We start from the raw sequence: 19,626 nt of genomic DNA on the forward strand, positions 1-19,626 counted from the left end.
GTGTATTCATCGGTCGGTGAATGTTGCCTGCCGCGGCGCTCGTCATCCCGGTTTCCCCGCCGTCTGCCACCGGGCGTCCCTGCAAGCGCGGCCCGTTCATGAGGGGGTTCTGTATTGCGCAATCGTGCCTACCACACCGCAATATGAGAATCCGCCCTCGGCTCGGTGCCGCCACACAGGACACCGCTGACCGGGTCGCGGAGGATGATCTGGCCTCGTCCGTAATCAGTCAGGTCACTGGCGATCTGCACTTCATGACCGCGCCGCGCCAGGGCATTGGCCAAGTCGCCGGAGGCACCCTGCTCGATGCCCACCTTCATCTCACCCAGCCACTGCCAGCGCGGAGCGTCCAGCGCCGCTTGTGGGTTCAGGCCGAAGTCCACCAGGTTCATCACCATCTGCACATGGCCCTGGGGCTGCATGTAGCCGCCCATCACGCCGAAAGGGCCAAGGGCGTGACCATTCTGGGTGAGAAATCCAGGGATGATGGTGTGAAAAGTCTTCTTGCCCGGGACCAGGCAATTGGCGTGGCTCGGATCCAGGCTGAATTCCTGTCCGCGATTCTGCAAGGCAATCCCGCTGTCAGGCAGCACCACGCCGGAGCCAAATCCGTGGTAGTTGCTCTGGATGAACGAGACCATGTTGCCTTCCCCGTCAGCGGTCGCCAGGTACACCGTGCCGCTGGCGTGAGGGTCGCCGGGCGCGGGAGGTTGAGCCTGTTCGCCGATCTGGGCGCGACGACGGGAGCTGTAGTCATCGCTGAGCAGATCAGCCACCGCCACACGCATATGCGCCGGATCGGTGATGTAGTGCAAGCCATCGCTGTAGGCCAGCTTCATCGCTTCCAACTGGCGATGCCAGGTCTGTTGGCTGTCGCGGTGATCGAAGCTGAAACCTTCGAGTATCTTCAGCGCCATCAAGGCCACCAGGCCCTGGCCGCTCGGCGGGATTTCCCAGACATCGACCCCTCGATAGTTGACATGGATCGGTGCCACCCATTGGGCGCGATAGTCCTGCAGGTCCGTGGCACGAAGGTAGCCGCCGCTGGTCCGGGAGTGGGCATCCAGGCGTTCGGCCAAGGCGCCGCGATACAGGCTTTCGCAGCGGGTGGCGGCCAGCTCTTCAAGGGTGCGGGCCTGGGCCGGGTTGCGGAAAATCTCCCCGGCCCGTGGCGCGCGACCGTCAATCAGAAAGGTCTGGAACCAGGCATCCAGGACCTGATCACGATGAGGCGTGAATTCGTTCAAAGCGATCTGCCATTGATGGGCAACCACCGGCGACAGCGCAAAACCGTCCCGCGCCAGGCTGATCGCTGGCTGCAGCAACACGGCAAAGGGCAGCTTGCCGAAGCGTTGCGACAACTCGGCCCAGGCCGACGGGCAACCCGGGACGGTCACCGGCGTCCAGCCATAGAGCGGCATCTGTTCATGGCCCGCCGCCTTGACTGCCTCGATGCTCAGGGACGCCGGTGCATGGCCGTTGCCGTTAAGGCCATGTAACTGGCCCTTGCACCAGACCAAGGCAAAAGCATCGCCACCGATGCCGCAACCCGTGGGCTCGACCACCGTCAGCGCCGCCGCGGTGGCGATGGCGGCATCAATGGCATTGCCACCCTTTTGCATGATCTCGATGCCCGCTTGGGCAGCCAAAGGCTGGGAAGCGGCGACCATGCCCCGGCGGGCAAAAACGCTCTGGCGTTGTGATGGATAAGGGTACTCGTGAGCAGAAAATTTCAGCATGGCAAAGACTCTTCAACTCAATTGACGGGGCTCAGGGCGAACACCCCTGGAACGTTCATAACACGCGACTGAGAAAAGCCCGGGTTCGAGGGTGCGTGGGGTGACTGAAGATCTGCTCCGGCGGGCCTTGTTCGATGAGCTCACCTTGGTCCAACACCACCACACGGTCAGCCACTTCCCGGGCAAAGCCCATTTCATGGGTGACCACCACCATGGTCATGCCCTCCTCTGCCAGCGCTTTCATCACTTGCAGCACCTCGCCAACGGTTTCCGGGTCGAGGGCGCTGGTGGGTTCGTCGAACAGCATGGCCTGGGGTTTCATCGCCAGGGCACGGGCAATCGCCACCCGTTGCTGTTGCCCGCCAGAAAGCATCGACGGGTAGTGGTTGGCCTTGTCCGCCAGGCCGACCCGCTCCAGCAGGTTGCGGGCCTGTTCCAGCGCCGCGGTGCGAGGTATTCCGAGCACCTGGATCGGCGCCTCGATGATGTTCTCCAGGGCCGTCATGTGGGGGAACAGGTTGAAGCGCTGAAACACCATGCCGATGTCCCGGCGCTGGCGGGCGATGTTGCGCTCCGAATCACGCACCAGGCTGCCGTCCGCCCGCTCGCGATAGCCCATGGCCCGGCCATTGACGCGGATGCGCCCGCCCTGGATGTCTTCCAGCAGATTGATGCAGCGGATAAAGGTGGTCTTGCCCGAGCCGGAGGCACCGATCAGCACCACCACTTCGCCGCGCCGCACTTGCAGGGAAATACCTTTGAGGATCTGCAGGTTGCCAAAAGACTTGTGCACATCCAGCGCCTCGATGATCAGCTCTTCACTTTGGTGCGCCATGGTTAACGTGCCCTCAGCAGGTTCAGGGTGCTGCGTCCGAACATCCGCGTCGACGCCGGCGGCGGTGACGAGGGCCGGTCCGATTGGCCGAAACGAGCCTCCAGCCAACGTTGGAAAAAGCCCCACAAAGTGGTCAGCAAGAGGAAATAGATCGCCACCACCAGGTACAACTCGAACACCCGGAACGTCGCCGACGTGACCATCTGGGTACTGAGCAACAGTTCCTGTACGCCGATCACACTGACCAACGTGGTGTTCTTGAGCATCACGTTGAACTCGTTGCCCAGTGGCGGGACGATGACCCGGAACGCCTGGGGCAAGACAATGCGGCGCATCAGCTTGGCGAATGTCATGCCCAAGGAACGTCCGGCTTCGTACTGGCCCTTGTCCACCGCGCCGATGCCGGCCCGGATGATCTCGGCCATATAAGCACCTTCGTTGAGCCCCAGAGCAATGATCGCCGCCTGGATATTGCCGGGAATCACCAGGCCGAACAGATCGATGTCTTCGAAGCGGAAAATCCCCCCTGCCGCCAGGGCTGTATAGAGAAAGACAATCTGCACCAGCAGCGGCGTGCCGCGCATCAGCCACACATAAAAACGCACCGGCAAATGCAGCAACGGGTTGCTCGACAACCGCAGCAACGCTGCAGCCAGCCCCAGGAAGCAACCCAGCAGCATCGCCAACACGCTGATCACGCAGGTCAGCCAGAGCCCGGTGAGGTAAACATCACTGGGCTGTAACAGGTACTGCCAAAACACATCCCAATTGAAATTCATCAACGCTCACCTCAATCAAGCGTGTCACTGGCGACATGCCATTTGCTCAGTAGCTGGCTGTAGCTGCCATCACTGCGCATGTCGTTGATCACCTGCTGCACTGCGGCGGTCAGTTGCGCATCGTCCTTGCGGATGCCGAGGCCGGTGAGAATCCGGCTGAAGGCGGGCACCCCTTCCTCGAACAGATCGGGGGCCATGGCGGCGTAATAACCGGCGGTTTCCACCGTGGTGCCGTAGGCGTCGACCTGGCTGATGCGCAAGGCCTGGAAAGCATCGGTGTCGGTGTTGTAGACCACCAGCTTCATCGCCGGCTTGCCGGCCTTGGCCAGGGTTTCGTTCTCGGCGTCGAGCAGGGTCTTGATGGTGGAACCGTTGAGCACCGCGACCTTGTGTCCGGAGAGGTCCGGCAGCGTCTTGAGGCCCTTCGGATTGCCCTTGGGCACGACCACCGCCTGGCTGGAATACATGTAGTTGACGATGTCGATCACCTCGCGGCGCTCGGGTTTGTCGAACAACTGGTCGACGATCATGTCGCACTGCTTGGCGAGCAACGCCGGGAGCAGTCCGGAAAAGGGAATCACCCGCCACTCGACTTTCTTGCCGCCCAGGCGCTCGGCGATTTCCAGGCCCAGGTCAACGGTCAAGCCCCTGGGTTTCTGCGCTTCATCGAAGGACACCAGGGGTGGCGAATCCATGCCTGAGCAATAGACGAGTTTTTCGACCTTGAGCAAGCGCTCCGGAACAACGGGCGCGGCAACCGCCCACTGAGCACAGAATCCCAAGGATAGGGCGGCAACCAACAGGCGAGGCTTATGCATGACCAGACACTCCAGTTCAGTTAGTAACGGGCAGTACTCAAAGTCAAAACAACGGCAGGCTCGGGGCCCGCTCTGGTTAATTTTTCGATTGCAGAAACTGGATCAACTCAGGAACGGTGCCTTCGATGTGCGCGCGCACCACGGCCTCGGCCTTATCGGCGTCGCCAGTACGAATCGCCTCGAGGATCACCGCATGTTCCTGGCGCGCACTCAGGGGTTTTTCCACGTGCTCAAGCCATAGGCGCATGGGCGCCTCGATCAGGGAATAGAGGGCACTGATCTGCTTCAGCAACCGGGGACGACCGCTGAGGCTGCACAGGTATTCATGAAAGGCGCGATGCCGGCTGACCCACTCGGCGCTTTCCTCGCGGTAATCGTCCATCTCGTCCAGCAGACGCTCCAAGGCAGCCAATTGGCGCTCGCCTATCCTGGCGACCGCGACACGGATCGCCAGCCCTTCGAGGACGCTGCGCATCTCGAAGACTTCGTGCAGTTCATCGATATCCAGACCACTGACAATGGCCCCGCGATTGGGCCTGAGAGTCACCAGGCCTTGGGCGTCCAAGCGACGAAACGCCTCGCGCACGGGCATCCGGCTCATACCGATCTCGCTGGCGATGTCCTCGGCGATCAGCCGGTCCCCCTTGCGCAATCGTCCGCCGCAAATGGCGTCCAGCAGGAAGTTGTAAGCCTCCTCCTCGGCCGTCATCGGCGGGCGTTCAGCAAAAGTCGGAACGAATTGCATGGTGGCACCTTTTGAATTTTTGTATCCAATTATCCATAAATTCAAAATAGCAGGATGCGTGCCAACAGCACCCGACAAAGCGCAAGCGATTGATTCAGGAGGCATCCTCGACGAACCCGGTTTCGGGCCGTCGGTGGAAACGGACGAAAAGCGCACAAAAGTGCTACCAAACGGCTCACGCCCTGCCCATTCATGTGCAAGGCGGTAGCCAGGTAACACCGTAAGGATGTGGAAGACGAAAATGCTCCGGATCATTCGACACGGAGCATTTTCTGCGCGTGATGCAGGTTACTGGCGTTTCACACCGCCTGGCGCCCCAATGAGCGGAACCGCAATGGCGCCGTGATGCGCAAACGCGCCGCCAATAAGCGATTTATGAATTCAGGCGACGCCACTCTCCGGTACGGGAACGGAGCTGGGCTGAGGAGCACGCTCAGGCATGAAGGTCTCTGGCATGACCAGCAGCAGTCCAAATGCCAATGTCGCAATCGCCGCCAGCGTCAGGAACGCAGCGCTGTAGCCCGCCCCTTGCACCACGAAACCGGCCAGGCTGTTGCTCAACGCGGCACCGAGCCCGAACACGGTCGACAGCACACCGAGGCTGACATTGAAGTGCCCAGTGCCCTGGGTCAGGTCCTTGACCACCAAGGGGAACAGCGCGCCAAATAGCCCGGCGCCGATACCGTCCAGCAGTTGCACGGCCACCAGCCAGTAAGGGTCGTCCGAGAGCACGTACAGTACGCCTCGAATCGGCAGGATCAAAAAGCCCGCCAGAAGCAGCGGTTTGCGTCCCCAGGCATCGGCCTTGACACCGACCAGCCAGGCCATAGGCACCATCACTAATTGAGCCGCGACGATACAGGCCGAGGTCAGCGGCGTGGCCAAGTGCGCATTGGCCAGGGCGAGTTTCTGGCTGACCAAGGGCAGCATTGCCGCGTTCGCCAGGTGGAACAACCCGCAGCACATGGCGAACAGCAATAGCGTGCGGTTATCCAGCAGCACGCGCAACGTCGAGGGCATCGGCCCCTGGGTCAACTGACCGGCCTGGAGCCCCCTTGCCACGTCATGGTCGATGGCCTCGGCCGACACGCAACTGACCGCCACGATGCTGGCCAAGGCCATCGCCGCCATCAGATAGAACACCGCGATAGGCCCGAACAACCAGGCGAACCCGCCGGCCAGCAACGCGGCACAGGCGTTACCTGCATGATTGAAGGTCTCGTTGCGCCCGGTGCGTCGAGTAAAAGCCCTTGCACCGGTGATACCCAGGGAGATCGCGGCAATGGCCGGGGCGAATACCGAAGCCGCCACGGCGCTGACCGCCTGGGTCAATGCCACCAGGCCGAACGAAGAGGTGAATGGCAGCACCAGGCAAGCCAGCGTTACCAGCAACGCCGCAGCGGCCACCACGGTGCGCTTGCTGCGAACCCGGTCGATCAATGCGCCTGCGGGCGCCTGGGCAACGAGCCCGAAGATCGCCGCCACCGTCATTACCACACCAATGCTGGCCGGCTCCCAACGGTGCACCGCCAGCAAATAGATCGCCAGGTATGGGCCCAGCCCGTCGCGCACATCGGCGAGGAAAAAATTCACACCATCCAGGGAAAGGTCGTTACGACGGTTTTGATCCACATCGGCCTCGGCGAGAGCACAGCCCCAACATAACTGACATCCATGATGCTCGAGAGCGCATCAGACATTGAGGATACTCCCCTACAACGAGACAGCTTGCCTCGCTGCCGGGTTCCTTCCTGCTGGCCGTCTGTTGGGGAATCGCTGCGTGCCTACTCCTGCCAAAATCCAGGTCATGGGGATCACCGACTTCATCGTGGGTGAGCAACCACGGTCCACGGGGGCCGGATACCCTGCCCCGCCGCCGTGACCAGTACCCGTTTGTGCTGCATGCTCATGCGGTTTCCAGCTTCGCCGCCATGGATGCGTCTTTCGGCGTCCTGCCGAGCATCGACGCGGGAATGGCCAGGATCAGCCCACCACTGACCAGCAGACACAAGGCCAGCACATAGGTGCCGTTGTTGATGTTGCCCGTGAGGGTTTCCGCTACGGCGGTGATCATCGAACCGGTGAAACCCGACAGGTTACCGATGGCATTGATCATGCCGATACCGGCCGCCGCGGCGACCCCCGACAGCACCGTGCCAGGCAGGGTCCAGAAAATCGGCATCAGGCTGAGAATCCCCGAAGCGGAGACGCTCAGGAAGAGCACGGACAACACCAGGTTGTCAGCGAAGAAGGCGCTGAGAATCAGACCGACGCCACCGATGAAGGCCGGAATGGCCGCGTGCAGGCGCCGCTCCCCGGTGCGATTGGAGTGGCGGGCGTTGAGCAGCATCGCCACGATAGCCACCGAGTAAGGAATGGCGGTGAGCAAACCAATGTGCAGGCTGTTGGTGATCCCCGTGCTCTTGATGATCGAGGGCATCCAGAACGCCAGGCCGTAGAAGCCGGTATTGAAGGTCAGCAGAATCAGCACCAGCAACCACACCCGAGGGTTGAAAAACACTTCGCTCAGCCGTGTGGCCTTGCCCTGGTTGTCGGTTTGCAGATTGGCCTTGAGCAGGGTTTTTTCCGCTGCGGACAGCCATTTGGCTTTATCGATGTTGTCGGCCAGGCAGACGATCACCACAAACGCCATGATGATCGAAGGGATGCCTTCAATGAGCAGCATCCATTGCCAGCCGGACAGACCTTGCACCCCTTGCATGCTGTTCATCAGCCAGCCGGAGAGGATGCCGCCCAAGGTCAGGCTGACCGGCAACGCCAGCAGGAACCCGGACATCACGCGGCTCTGCCGATGGGTCGGAAACCAGTAATTGAGGTAGAGAATCACGCCAGGGAAAAAGCCCGCTTCGCAGATGCCCAACAGGAAACGCAGCACGTAGAACATCGTGCTCGATTCGAGATGGAAGAAGGCCGCCAGCGGCACGGTGTAGGCCACGGCCATGGAGATCACCGCCCAACTGAGCATGATACGGGCGATCCAGAACCGTGCGCCAAAGCGATGCAGCAACAGGTTGCTGGGGACTTCGAAGAGGAAATAGCCCCAGAAAAACATACTGGCGCCCAAGGCATACACGGTGTTGCTGAATTGCAGCTCGTTGAGCATGTCGAGCTTGGCGAACCCGATGTTCACCCGATCCAGGTACGCCGCCATGTAACACAGCAGCAGAACTGGCAGGATGCGCCAGATGACTTTGCGATAGGTTCGGTCTTCAAAATCAAGTTCACTGGCTTGCGACTGCGCGGGTAAATGCTCGGAGACGGTTTGCATGAGGTCACCCCTGGGCATGTGGGCATGCCTGATTGTTTTTATTGAGTGGGTCACTCTACTGGCGTGATCTGATTCTTTCCCAATGGCATTTTTGGATTAACTGATAACTTCGGGTTATCAAACAGCTGGATTGGATGGCTCATTGCGGCGTGCGTTTTCCTTGAGGATTTCCGCAAACTCCAGGGCCGCCCCCACCAGTTGCTCATCCTTGCGCGTGAGGATGCCGTAGTCTTGCGGCACCAGGTGCAACGGGGTGTCGAGGGTTTTCAACTGGCCGCTTTCAAGCAGCGGATGAACCATGGCGTCCGGCAGCATCCCGATCATCGGCCCACGTTGCAGGACCTGGAGGAAAGTCTGCATGGAAATGGTATCGATGGTGTTGCGTGGCATCCCCACCCCAGCCTCGGCAAAGGCCAGTTCCATGCGAGCACGAATGGGCGTACCGACCGGATAGAGAATCCACGGCAAGTCCACCAGTTGCTGCAAGGAGGTGGGCCCGGCGTTTGCCAGCGGATGACGACTGTTGACCACAATACAGAACGGTTCCGGCGCCAGGGGCTGGAAGTCATAGCGCTGCTGCTGGCTTTGATCGGTAAAACGGGCCACCGCCAGATCGAGCTTCTTCTCCTCGAGCATCTCCATCAGGTGATTACTGGTCTGCTCCACGACTTCAATCGACAACAACGGCCAACGCTGTTTGATTTGCAGGATCGCCTCGGGCAGGGCCACCGCCGCGGCGGCGAAAATACCGCCGACTTTGAGATAACCGTGACCGCCCTCGCGCAGGCTGCTGATTTGCTCGACGAACGCACGCGCGTCATTCAAAGCGATTTGCGCATAACGCAATACATGCTCGCCCAACGCCGTGGGCGTCATGCTTCGCGGCAGCCGCTCGAACAACGTAAAGCCGAGCAGGCTTTCGATTTCCTTGAGCATCTTGCTGACGGCCGGCTGGCTGAGGTTCATCTGCTGCGCCGCCACATGCATATTGCGGGTGCGTCCCAAGGTATCGATCAGCAGCAGATGCCGAAATTTGAGCCAGCCGCAGAAGCTGGAAAACGACAGATCTGACATGGGCATTCCTCTCTGATCAGCAATAACCTGGCGTTATCGAATACTGAATATATCTCATTGGAGTTTATCGACCGCCCACCCTAGCGTGAAAGCACTACAAAAATCAGGAAGCCTCTCCATGTCGCCATTGCTTACTCCCGAGAACACCCTGCCGGTCGATGGGGTGGCCGGTACCCTGATTGGCCGCGCCTGGGTGCCGGGCCGGATCGCCGGGCCTTCGCCAATCGTGCTGCGCAGCGACGGCGTGTTCGACCTGTCGGATCATTTTGCGACGTTGAGTGACTTACTGGAAATCGAATCGCCACTGGCCGCCGTGAGGCAGACACCTGGCACCTTCATCGCCAGTGTCGAAGCCCTGCTGGCCAACACAGGCCCTGACGCCGACCCGTCCAAACCGTCGCTGTTGCCGCCCGTGGATTTGCAAGTCATCAAGGCCGCCGGCGTGACCTTCGCCGCCAGCATGATCGAGCGGGTGATCGAGGAACAGGCTGGCGGCGACTCAGCGAAAGCCCAAGCCGTACGCGCCACCGTGCAAAGCGTTATCGGCGACAACTTGCGTTCGATCGTGCCCGGCTCTGAGCAGGCCATGCGCCTGAAAGCCTTGCTCATCGAACAGGGCATGTGGTCGCAGTATCTGGAAGTCGGCATCGGCCCGGATGCGGAGATCTTCACCAAGGCACCGGTTCTCGCCGCCGTCGGCAGCGGCAGCCGCATCGGCATTCATCCCGGCTCCCAATGGAACAATCCGGAACCGGAAGTGGTGCTGGCGGTGAACAGCCGTGGTCAGATCCACGGCGCCACTTTGGGCAACGATGTCAATCTGCGGGACTTCGAAGGCCGTAGCGCGCTGTTGCTGAGCAAGGCCAAGGACAACAATGCGTCCTGCGCCATTGGGCCGTTCATTCGCCTGTTCGACGAGCACTTCAGCCTGGATGATGTGCGGGCCTGCGTGGTCGATCTGCAGGTACAAGGCGAAGACGGTTACCGCATGCAGGGATCGAGCTCCATGAGCCAGATCAGCCGCGACCCGCAGGACCTGGCGGGCCAGACGCTCAACGCCAATCACCAATACCCGGACGGTTTTCTGCTGTTTCTCGGGACCCTGTTCGCCCCCACAGAAGACCGTGATCAGGTCGGCGGCGGGTTTACCCACAAACTGGGTGACCGGGTCAGTATCAGCAGCCCGTTGCTTGGCAGCCTCCATAACCAGGTGACCCACAGCTCTGACGCCACTCCCTGGACCTTTGGCGTGAGCGCTCTGCTGCGCAATCTCGCCTCCCGGGGGTTGCTCGCCCGCTGACGCAGAACCGCTTGCCGATTCGCCTAATGACAAGAGAGAAATGAATCATGACCGACACGCCAAAACGCCGACTGCGCAGCGAGCAATGGTTCAATGACCCTGCCCACGCCGACATGACCGCCCTGTATGTCGAACGCTACATGAACTACGGGATGACCCGCCAAGAGCTGCAATCGGGACGCCCGATCATCGGCATCGCCCAGACCGGCAGCGACCTGACGCCCTGCAACCGTCATCACCTGGAGCTGGCGCAACGGGTCAAAGCCGGTATCCGTGATGCCGGCGGCATTCCCATGGAGTTCCCGGTGCATCCGATCGCCGAGCAGTCGCGCCGTCCCACTGCGGCGCTGGACCGGAACCTGGCCTACCTGGGGCTGGTGGAGATCCTCCACGGCTACCCATTGGACGGCGTGGTGCTCACCACTGGTTGCGACAAGACCACCCCAGCCTGCCTGATGGCCGCGGCAACCACCGACCTGCCGGCCATTGTCCTGTCCGGCGGCCCGATGCTCGACGGTCACCACAAAGGCGAGTTGATCGGCTCCGGCACCGTGCTCTGGCATGCGCGCAACCTGATGGCCGCCGGGGACATCGATTATGAAGGTTTCATGGAAATGACCACCGCCGCATCGCCGTCGGTGGGTCACTGCAACACCATGGGCACTGCCCTGTCGATGAATGCCTTGGCCGAAGCCCTGGGTATGTCGCTGCCCGGTTGTGCGAGCATTCCGGCGCCCTATCGCGAGCGCGGGCAAATGGCCTATGCCACCGGCAAACGCATCTGCGAGCTGGTACTGCAGGACGTACGCCCCTCACAGATCATGACCCGTGAGGCCTTCGAGAACGCCATTGCCGTCGCCTCGGCACTGGGAGCTTCGAGCAACTGTCCACCGCATCTAATCGCCATCGCGCGGCACATGGGCGTCGAACTGAGCCTGGACGATTGGCAACGGATCGGCGAGGACGTGCCATTGCTGGTCAATTGCATGCCGGCGGGCAAGTACCTGGGTGAAGGCTTCCACCGGGCCGGCGGCGTCCCAGCGGTCATGCATGAACTGCAAAAAGCCGGGCGTCTGCACGAAGACTGCGCCACGGTCAGCGGCAAGACCATCGGCGACATCGTGCGCAGCAGCCTGACCAGTAACGCCGATGTAATTTATCCCTTCGACACCCCGCTCAAACACCGTGCCGGGTTCATCGTGCTCAGCGGCAATTTCTTCGACAGTGCAATCATGAAGATGTCGGTGGTGGGTGAAGCGTTCCGCAAGACCTACCTGTCCGAACCCGGTGCCGAGGACAGCTTCGAAGCCCGCGCCATCGTGTTTGAAGGACCGGAGGACTACCACGCCCGGATCGACGACCCGGCGCTGGACATCGACGAGCGCTGCATCCTGGTCATCCGCGGCGTGGGCACCGTGGGCTACCCCGGCAGTGCCGAAGTGGTGAACATGGCCCCGCCGGCCGCGCTGATCAAACAAGGCATCGACTCCCTGCCCTGCCTCGGCGACGGTCGCCAGAGCGGCACATCGGCGAGCCCGTCAATCCTCAACATGTCCCCTGAGGCGGCGGTGGGAGGCGGTCTGGCCTTGTTGAAAACCAACGACCGCCTGAAAGTGGATCTGAACACACGAACCGTGAACCTGCTGATCGACGAGGCCGAGATGACCCGGCGCCGGCTTGAATGGACCCCCAACATTCCGCCGTCGCAAACGCCTTGGCAGGAGCTGTATCGGCAACTGGTAGGACAGCTTTCCACGGGGGGGTGCCTGGAGCCTGCCACCTTGCATCTGCGCGTGATCGCTCGTAGTGGTGAGCCGCGGCATTCCCACTGACGGATCAAGTTATCTCCAAGGGGCCCGGACATCACCGCCGGGCGTTACTCTCTTGGGCGTGCTGGACTAACAGCCAATATCTCGCCCTGTCCCCTCATCGCGCACCCGCCTCAGTGGGTGCGTCCTGTAGCGCGCCCCGGATCAGCGATGCGAACGCTTCAGTGACCTCATCCACACCATAACGCCCCCGTACCAACGCGCCCGCAAGCGCTTCCCCCGCGCCGACCAGGCCAGTACAGGATCGCTCGAGCGCCTCCCCTGAGCAGGTCGCGTGAGGCTCGAGCACAGCCACGAACATTTGCACGCAATTATCCAGGAGCTCCTGGAAAACCGCCGCCTTCTCGTCGCTGCCTGCCAGGGCCGCGCCCACCGCATGGAACTCGTCGGTGTTGTCTGCCGCACATTGGATGTAGGCACTGGCCAGGACCTGGGCCGTCTCCTCCACACTCCGCACAGCCGTGGTCATCGCATCGCGGAAAGCATTGACTCGCTCGGTATCGATCCACTTGTAGAGTTCGATCAACAGGCCCGACCGGGTGCCGAAATGATCGTAGACAACCGGTTTGGATACCCCGGCACGAACCGCCAAATGACCCAACGTCAGCCGATCGGCGTTTTCCTCGCGCACGATCAGTAACGCTGTATCCAGCAATTGTCGTCGCCGTTCGGCTTTTGAAAGCCGGCGCACGGCTGAATGAGGGACAGCGTCTTTTTGCACTTTGTCGTTCCGGATAATAAAACCTACCAATGGTAGGTTGAAGGTCGTGAAGTCGTGCTAGTGTACCTACCAATAGTAGGTTAATCCCAAAAAAGAAGGAGAACCAACGATGTCACTCAATCCTATCCTTTTAATGGGCGGATCTGGCTCAATCGGCCACCACACAGCCCGGGCGCTGCGCGCTGCCCATCCCGACGTGCCGCTATTGATCGGCGGACGCGACCTCGGCAAGGCTCAGCGTGCCGCCGAGCAAATCGGCGGTGCGCAGGGCGTGGTGATCGATCCCACGGCAACTGACCTGGGCCTTGGAAATCGTTCGGTCAGCGGTGTGGTGGTCTTCTACATGGACCATGCCCTTGCCGGGCTACGCTACGCTCAAAAACACCGTGTACCGCACTTGAGCATCTCTTCTGGGGTCTTCGAGATTGCGCCGGAAATCGCGACCTTCATGCATTCTCCGGGGGCCTCGGCCATCGTCCTGGGTTATGAATGGATGGTCGGCGCGACGACTGTAACGACGCTGGACATTGCCCAGGCATACGGCCGGATCGATGATATCAACATCAACGCGTTGGTCGATGAACAGGACACCGGAGGTCCTACCGTCGCCACCGACTTCGAACACCTGAACAGAATGCTCCCCGCCGCGCTGACACGGCGCGAGGGTGTGTTCGTCTGGCGCGAAGGCGAGGATTCCAAGGCCAGCTTCCGCGCGCTGGATGGCACGCCAATCAAAGCTTCCGGCTTCTCGTCCATTGACGTCGTCGGCCTGGCGGCCGCAACGGGTGCACCCAATGTCCAGTTCAACATGGCCATCGGGGTGAGTTCGACCCGGCGCCAGGGCAAGCCAATGTCAACCGAGATCATCATCGAGCTCATGGGCGAGGACCTGAAGGGCGAACCGCTGCGCACACGTCATGCCGTCGTCCACCCGGCTGGCGCTGCATCACTGACCGGCCTCAGCGTCTCCATGGTCCTTGAACGGCTGCTCGGGCTGGACGGCCAACCACCCACACCGCCAGGTCTCTACTTTCCTTATCAACTGCTGGACGCCACCTCGTATCTGGAGCGCTTGAAGCAAGAGGGGGGTGAGTTGCGCAAGCTGCAGGTGCAATGAGGCAATTGGGTGAGCGCTGAATCTCGTGCAATGGCGTCGATTGTTCGACGCCATTGCATTCACATGGCCACTTCACGGGATTTATCTCCCCGGCCCAAGCAAGAAGATTGTGCTCCGTGGGCGCACCGCACCTACGAGCAGTGGGTCAATAGCCCTAAACGCGAGCTGAAAATATTCACTGCACGTGAAGGCGGCGTCCAGCACTCAAGCTTCGATAACAGCATCAATGCCGGTCAGTACATCGCCGACTGGGTTGCTGAAGTACTCGGCGGTCGTGTTGCATGATCGATGTGGCGTTCAGCTTTGGCTTATTTCCCCCCCTCACAATTGACCATCCAGGCGATCCCGAAACGGTCTTCGAACATGGCAAAGCGTTCCGCCCAAAAGGTCTTCGCCAAGGGCATCTGCACGTTGCCCCCCGCACTCAAGCCATTGAACAGCCGCTCGGCCTCCTCCACGCTGTCGACGTTGAGGGAAACCGATACGCCTTGCGGCTTATGAAACGGCTGTCCTGGCGGGCAGTCGGAAGCCATCAGACTGAAACCGCCGACCGTCAGGCAGGCGTGCATGATCAGATCAGCGTCCTTGGGCATGCCGACGTCCTCGGGCGCCTCGGCAAACGACATGGAAAACAGCTCGCCACCCAGTACGTCCTGGTACAACGCAAAGGCTTCCTTGCAGCGGCCGTTGAAGGTCAGGTAAGGGATGATTCTCATGCTCGGATCTCCTGTAGTCGGCGTCACGATTGATTGGACAACTGCGCCCGCAAGCGCTCTTCCTGCTCGCGCAACTCGGGGGTCAAGGTTTCGCCAAAATCCTCGGCTTCGAATATCTGGCGGATCTCGATTTCACTGTCGCTGACCATCGGGTTCGGGCAGCGCTTGACCCAGTCGATGGCTTCCTGCAGCGACTGGACCTGGAAAATCCAGAAGCCGGCGATCAATTCCCCGGTTTGCGCAAACGGCCCTTCGATGACAGTCCGGTTCTTGCCGGAAAACTGCACGCGCACGCCCCTGGCGCTCGGATGCAGGCCCTCGCCGGCAAGCATCACCCCGGCCTTGAGCAGTTCTTCATTGTAGGCGCCCATGGCAGCCAGCAATTCTTCGCTGGGCATCTGTCCGGCTTCCGATTCCGGACTGGCTTTGACGATCACCATAAATCGCATGCGCTTATCTCCTGAGAGTGGATGGCTTGAGCCGGCCTTGTGGTGGCTCTGCGGACTAATCGAATGGCAGTGGTGGAAATCGACAGCCTGACGCAATTATTTTTTCGACCCGTCGTGTGCACGATCCGAACGAACACGGCCAACCGCAGAAACGCTGAAACAGCCGTCACGCCCGGCGATAGGCGCTGGGCGTGACACCCACTTCGCGGCGAAACACCTGGGAAAAATGGCTGGGGCTCGAGTAGCCGACCTCCAATCCGACATCGATGATACTTCGGTCGCTCTCCAACAGCAGATGCCGGGCGCGGCTCATGCGCAGGCGGATGAAGTACTGCGAGGGCGAAAGCCCGGTGGCGCGCTTAAACATGCGGCTGAAGTGGTACTCGCTCAGTTGCGCAACCCGCGCAAGATTGGCGAGGCTGAAATCGGCGGCAAGCCCCTCGGTCATTGCCTCGATGACACGGCGCAGTTTGTAGGCCTGCAACGCGTTGCTGCGCCGGGCACCGCGGTTTGGATCAAGGTAGCGCCGCACCAAATGCACGGCCAGCGCCTGAGCGAGGCTGTGGGCAAACAAGGGGCTGGGCTGGCGCTCGTCGATGAGTTCCTGGCGCAGTTGCTCCAACAGGAAACTGATTCGCTCATCCCGGGCACCGGAAACATCGAGGAAGGTGACCGGGTCGGCATGCTCGCCCAGTACCTCGCGCGCAGCTTGATCAATCAACGGCAGGCCAAGATACAGGTGCATCACCTCGAAAGCGTCGCAGCCGTGCGTCTGCCAGCGCATCTCGTAGGGCTCGCCAGTGTTGGTGAGAAAGAAATCGCCGGTCTTGACCTCGGACGCTACCCATTGCCCCCCCAGGGCGCGCTCCTCAACCCGGGCCGCGCCCGCCAGCACCCACACCAGAAGAGGCTCGACCACGGCGGGCACCAGGATAGGCTCGACGATGCTCTGATGGCTGAATCGCAACATCACCACGTCCTGCATCTGCGGACGCGGCGGCAATGTCTGCGGCGTTCCCGGCAAATAGTGCAGCATCGATTCGCCCGTAATGCGTTGAGCATCGCTGGCTGCGAGGGTTTGCGGATCGGGTTGGCGCACAGGATGCTCCATCGACAACGCGCTCTGACGAGGGCTGGTGCCAATAGGATAACGCCACGACGACCATGAGCAAGGTCGCGGAACAGGTCGTGGCAGCTTCGGCCAGCCCATACGATGTGCCGCCCCCCGCATGCTGGAGCAAAACCCCAACAGTCCAGGCAAACCTGCGAAAGCTCGAACAGGTACGTTGAGAGACAGTGAAGCCGTCGATAACGACAGCGCCTTACGGGCGCGGAGCCGGCGAATGTCTCCTCGGCTCGCAACGCAGGAGAGCATCATGACTGATATCACCTACAACATTGCCCACGAAGTCGCAGGCAAAGTCGCGCTGGTCACCGGCGCGGCCAGTGGCATCGGCAAAGCCATCGCACTGTTGCTGCACGCGCGTGGTGCCAAGGTCGTTGCGGAAGACCTGAACCCCGCCGTCGAAGCGCTCGCCCGTCCCGGGCTGGTGCCGTTGGTGGCGGACATCAGCGAAGACGGCGCCGCCGAACGCGCGGTCGGCCTGGCCGTCGAGCAATTCGGCCGGCTGGACATCCTGGTTAACAACGCCGGGATCATCATCAACAAGCTTGTCATCGACATGACCCGCGAAGACTGGGAGCGCATTCAGGCAGTCAACGCCACTGCGGCCTTCATGCATTGCCGCGAAGCGGTAAAGGCGATGATGCCCAACGGGTCCGGGGCAATCGTCAACATCGCCTCCTACGCATCCTACTTCGCCTTTCCAACCATCGCTGCCTACACCGCGTCCAAGGGCGCGCTGGCCCAGTTGACCCGCACGCTGGCGCTCGAAGTGATCGGGCATGGCATCCGCGTCAATGCCATCGGCGTCGGCGATGTGGTGACCAACATCCTCAATGACGTGGTCGACGACGGCCCTGGCTTTCTAGCCAAGCACGGCGAAGCGGCCCCCATCGGCCGCGCTGCGCAGCCAGAGGAAATTGCCGAAATCGTCGCCTTCCTCGCCTCCGACCGTGCGAGCTTCATGGTCGGCTCGGTGGTCATGGCCGATGGCGGCATGACGGTGACCGCGGGCTGATCGAACCCTGGATCGATCAGCCGGTTCGGTGTCGGCCACGCCATACAGGATCAGGCAAACCCGCGACATTTTTGACATAACGGCCAAGCGGAGCCACTCCCTAATCTGGACTCACGAAACGGATGACACCAGACGGCCCGGACAGGGCCATCCGAACTCGCTATTCAGATGTGGGGCATCACATGAAAAGCATTAGCAAACCGTTGATCGGTACCGCTTTGAGCGCCGTTATCGTCTCGGCCACCAGCCTTTTACCGGCAGGCCTGTCATTTGCCGAAAATGGGGCTGAGCGCATCCCAGGCTTTCTGATGGCCAAGGAAGGTTCGAACCGCACACCAGGCTCTGTATTGCCGAGGGTGGTTCGGACCGCACCGCAATTAGTCGCCTCATCTGATCGAACCGCAGAAGGAGAATGGAACATGCAACGTACTCAACCGACTACCGCCAGTCACCCCTACACCGGCATGTGGATCACCGCTGATGGGAATATTCGCCATGAGCTGTTGCCAAATGGGCGCTACGACGAGGCTCGCGGAAATCGCGAAAGTGCTTATCAGGGGCGTTACGAGGTGGAAGGCGATTACATCCGCTACTGGGACGACACGGGCTTCACTGCCGATGGAACGTTTCGCGACGGCGTCCTCTACCACGCTGGGATGGTGCTCTATCGCAAGTGACAGAGAAGCCCGGCTCTTTATTGGCCGGGTGTTTCTCAGTGACTGGATACTCAGTGCTTAGCCTCCCAGCGGCGGAACAGCACGCTGGCATTGACGCCACCGAACCCGAACCCATTGGAAAGCGCGTGGGTAATCGGCATTTTCCGAGCATTCAGGGCGACCAGATCGAGCCCCTCTGCGGCCTCGTCGGGATGCAGCAGGTTCAGTGTCGGCGGTACGACCTGATCACGCAGCGCGAGCACTGTGAAGATCGCTTCAATGCCCCCCGCCGCCCCCAGAAGGTGCCCGGTGGCGGACTTGGTCGAGGTAATCGCCACGCCGGCGCCCGCTCCGAACACCGAGCGAATCGCGGCCAACTCCCCGTTGTCGCCCACCTGTGTGGAGGTCGCGTGGGCATTGATATGCTGCACGTCGGTGGGGCTGACCCCCGCCTGGCGCAGAGCCTGCTGCATGGCACGCCGTGCGCCGCTGCCGTCTTCCGGGCCTGCGGTCAGGTGATAGGCATCGGCGCTGGTGCCATAGCCGACCAGTTCGGCCAGGGGCTTGGCACCTCGAGCCAAGGCATGTTCCAGCGACTCGATCACCAACAGCCCGGCCCCTTCGGCCATGACGAAACCGTCGCGGTCACGATCAAAGGGACGCGAGGCCTCCTGAGGGCGTTCGGCAAAGCCCGTGGACAGCGCGCGAGCGGCGGCAAAACAGCCCAGGATCACACGGTCTATCGCCGCTTCGGTACCGCCACATATGGCGATATCCGCCTCACCGCTTCTGATGAGCCTCGCCGCATCGCCAATGGCTTGCACCCCAGCGGCACAAGCCGTTACAGGCGCACCGAGAGGCCCCTTGAGCGCATGCCGGATGGAAACGTGTCCGGCCGCCATGTTGGCAAGAAAGGCCGGCGCGGTGAATGGCGACAAGCGGCGCGGCCCACGTGCATCGGTAGTGCGTACAGCGTCGGCGATTGCGCCAAAGCCACCGACGCCCGATGAAATGATCGTCGCAGTGCGTTCCTGGTCTGAGGCTTGCGTCGGATGCCAGCCTGCCTGCGCCAGGGCTTCATCGGCAGCGACCAGGGCGAACTCGATGAAACGGTCCATCTTCTTGCGATCCTTGACCGAGATAAAGCGCTCGGGGTCATACCCCGCAACGGCATCCTCTTGCAGAGACGGCACCTGACCGCCCACCGCAACGCCGGTACCTTCGGTGATATCGCCAGACAGGTTACGAATACCGGAACGTCCTGCCAGCAACCTCTGCCAGACTTCTTCCACTGCACAACCCAAGGGGCTGACAATGCCCATGCCTGTGACGACGATTCGCTTTTGACCTTCGGCAGTCATCATAAAAACCTCTTCATTTCTCAGTCGACATCCACTGACAACAGCAGGCGTTTGCTG

The 19,626-nt window shown here is 61.2% G+C and carries 18 protein-coding genes and 1 pseudogene; 6 read left to right on the forward strand and 13 right to left on the reverse strand.

The features are described from left to right. Nucleotides 1–128: 128 nt before the first annotated feature. From AAIS01_RS16840 to AAIS01_RS16875, 8 genes are all read right to left on the reverse strand, one after another. Nucleotides 129–1,739 (reverse strand): gamma-glutamyltransferase family protein, encoded by a 1,611-nt coding sequence (locus AAIS01_RS16840; RefSeq protein WP_343469851.1) that lies wholly within the window; start codon nucleotides 1,737–1,739, stop codon nucleotides 129–131. 55 nt (nucleotides 1,740–1,794) lie between these two features. Beyond that, nucleotides 1,795–2,574, reverse strand: a complete 780-nt coding sequence (locus AAIS01_RS16845; protein WP_343469852.1) for an amino acid ABC transporter ATP-binding protein — start codon at nucleotides 2,572–2,574, stop codon at nucleotides 1,795–1,797. Nucleotides 2,575–2,576: 2 nt separating this feature from the next. Beyond that, nucleotides 2,577–3,353 (reverse strand): amino acid ABC transporter permease, encoded by a 777-nt coding sequence (locus AAIS01_RS16850; protein WP_047225541.1) that lies wholly within the window; start codon nucleotides 3,351–3,353, stop codon nucleotides 2,577–2,579. A gap of 11 nt (nucleotides 3,354–3,364) precedes the next feature. Next, nucleotides 3,365–4,171, reverse strand: a complete 807-nt coding sequence (locus AAIS01_RS16855) for an ABC transporter substrate-binding protein (protein ID WP_343469853.1) — start codon at nucleotides 4,169–4,171, stop codon at nucleotides 3,365–3,367. 76 nt (nucleotides 4,172–4,247) lie between these two features. Further along, a complete protein-coding gene (locus tag AAIS01_RS16860; RefSeq protein WP_343469854.1) occupies nucleotides 4,248–4,916 on the reverse strand; it encodes a GntR family transcriptional regulator in 669 nt (222 codons plus the stop codon). 381 nt (nucleotides 4,917–5,297) lie between these two features. Then, nucleotides 5,298–6,548 carry an MFS transporter gene (locus AAIS01_RS16865; protein WP_343469855.1) on the reverse strand — a complete coding sequence of 417 codons (1,251 nt, stop codon included), beginning with the start codon at nucleotides 6,546–6,548 and terminating at the stop codon, nucleotides 5,298–5,300. A gap of 274 nt (nucleotides 6,549–6,822) precedes the next feature. Then, complete coding sequence (locus tag AAIS01_RS16870; RefSeq protein WP_343469856.1) at nucleotides 6,823–8,205, reverse strand: MFS transporter; 1,383 nt, start codon at nucleotides 8,203–8,205, stop codon at nucleotides 6,823–6,825. 117 nt (nucleotides 8,206–8,322) lie between these two features. Further along, complete coding sequence (locus AAIS01_RS16875) at nucleotides 8,323–9,279, reverse strand: LysR family transcriptional regulator (RefSeq protein ID WP_343469857.1); 957 nt, start codon at nucleotides 9,277–9,279, stop codon at nucleotides 8,323–8,325. A 118-nt stretch (nucleotides 9,280–9,397) separates the two neighbouring features. Here AAIS01_RS16875 and AAIS01_RS16880 point away from each other — a divergent pair, with 118 nt between their 5' ends. After that, complete coding sequence (locus tag AAIS01_RS16880; protein ID WP_343469858.1) at nucleotides 9,398–10,579, forward strand: fumarylacetoacetate hydrolase family protein; 1,182 nt, start codon at nucleotides 9,398–9,400, stop codon at nucleotides 10,577–10,579. 47 nt (nucleotides 10,580–10,626) lie between these two features. Then, on the forward strand, nucleotides 10,627–12,411 hold the full coding sequence (locus AAIS01_RS16885; protein ID WP_343469859.1) for an IlvD/Edd family dehydratase: 1,785 nt from the start codon (nucleotides 10,627–10,629) through the stop codon (nucleotides 12,409–12,411). A 94-nt stretch (nucleotides 12,412–12,505) separates the two neighbouring features. On the opposite strand, the gene AAIS01_RS16890 is transcribed toward AAIS01_RS16885, so the two are convergent. Further along, complete coding sequence (locus AAIS01_RS16890; RefSeq protein WP_343469860.1) at nucleotides 12,506–13,129, reverse strand: TetR/AcrR family transcriptional regulator; 624 nt, start codon at nucleotides 13,127–13,129, stop codon at nucleotides 12,506–12,508. Between the two features lie 109 nt (nucleotides 13,130–13,238). Between AAIS01_RS16890 and AAIS01_RS16895 the strand changes: the two genes are divergently transcribed. Next, nucleotides 13,239–14,246 (forward strand): NAD(P)-dependent oxidoreductase, encoded by a 1,008-nt coding sequence (locus AAIS01_RS16895; RefSeq protein ID WP_343469861.1) that lies wholly within the window; start codon nucleotides 13,239–13,241, stop codon nucleotides 14,244–14,246. A 117-nt stretch (nucleotides 14,247–14,363) separates the two neighbouring features. Next, nucleotides 14,364–14,531 (forward strand): annotated as a pseudogene (locus tag AAIS01_RS16900) (alpha/beta hydrolase); the annotation flags it as partial. Between the two features lie 23 nt (nucleotides 14,532–14,554). On the opposite strand, the gene AAIS01_RS16905 reads toward AAIS01_RS16900, so the two are convergent. The 3 genes from AAIS01_RS16905 to AAIS01_RS16915 all read right to left on the reverse strand — a co-directional run bounded on the left by AAIS01_RS16905 (nucleotide 14,555) and on the right by AAIS01_RS16915 (nucleotide 16,522). Continuing rightward, the gene (locus AAIS01_RS16905; RefSeq protein WP_343469862.1) at nucleotides 14,555–14,962 is read right to left on the reverse strand and encodes a VOC family protein; all 408 of its coding nucleotides are present in this window, start codon (nucleotides 14,960–14,962) and stop codon (nucleotides 14,555–14,557) included. A gap of 23 nt (nucleotides 14,963–14,985) precedes the next feature. Next, nucleotides 14,986–15,411, reverse strand: coding sequence for a YciI family protein (locus AAIS01_RS16910; RefSeq protein WP_343469863.1), 426 nt, complete (start codon nucleotides 15,409–15,411; stop codon nucleotides 14,986–14,988). A gap of 166 nt (nucleotides 15,412–15,577) precedes the next feature. Further along, a complete protein-coding gene (locus tag AAIS01_RS16915) occupies nucleotides 15,578–16,522 on the reverse strand; it encodes a helix-turn-helix domain-containing protein (protein WP_431191926.1) in 945 nt (314 codons plus the stop codon). Nucleotides 16,523–16,787: 265 nt separating this feature from the next. Here AAIS01_RS16915 and AAIS01_RS16920 point away from each other — a divergent pair, with 265 nt between their 5' ends. Then, entirely contained in the window at nucleotides 16,788–17,552 is a 765-nt protein-coding gene (locus AAIS01_RS16920; protein ID WP_186654413.1) for an SDR family NAD(P)-dependent oxidoreductase, read from the forward strand. A gap of 419 nt (nucleotides 17,553–17,971) precedes the next feature. Beyond that, nucleotides 17,972–18,229 carry an Atu4866 domain-containing protein gene (locus AAIS01_RS16925; RefSeq protein WP_343469864.1) on the forward strand — a complete coding sequence of 86 codons (258 nt, stop codon included), beginning with the start codon at nucleotides 17,972–17,974 and terminating at the stop codon, nucleotides 18,227–18,229. 50 nt (nucleotides 18,230–18,279) lie between these two features. Here the strand turns inward: AAIS01_RS16925 and fabF are convergent, their stop codons facing one another. Then, nucleotides 18,280–19,572: a beta-ketoacyl-ACP synthase II gene (gene fabF / locus AAIS01_RS16930; protein ID WP_343469865.1), complete on the reverse strand. Its 1,293-nt coding sequence runs from the start codon at nucleotides 19,570–19,572 to the stop codon at nucleotides 18,280–18,282. Between the last annotated feature and the right edge of the window lie 54 nt (nucleotides 19,573–19,626).

The organism is Pseudomonas halotolerans, from assembly GCF_039581215.1.
Taxonomy (GTDB): domain Bacteria; phylum Pseudomonadota; class Gammaproteobacteria; order Pseudomonadales; family Pseudomonadaceae; genus Aquipseudomonas; species Aquipseudomonas tehranensis.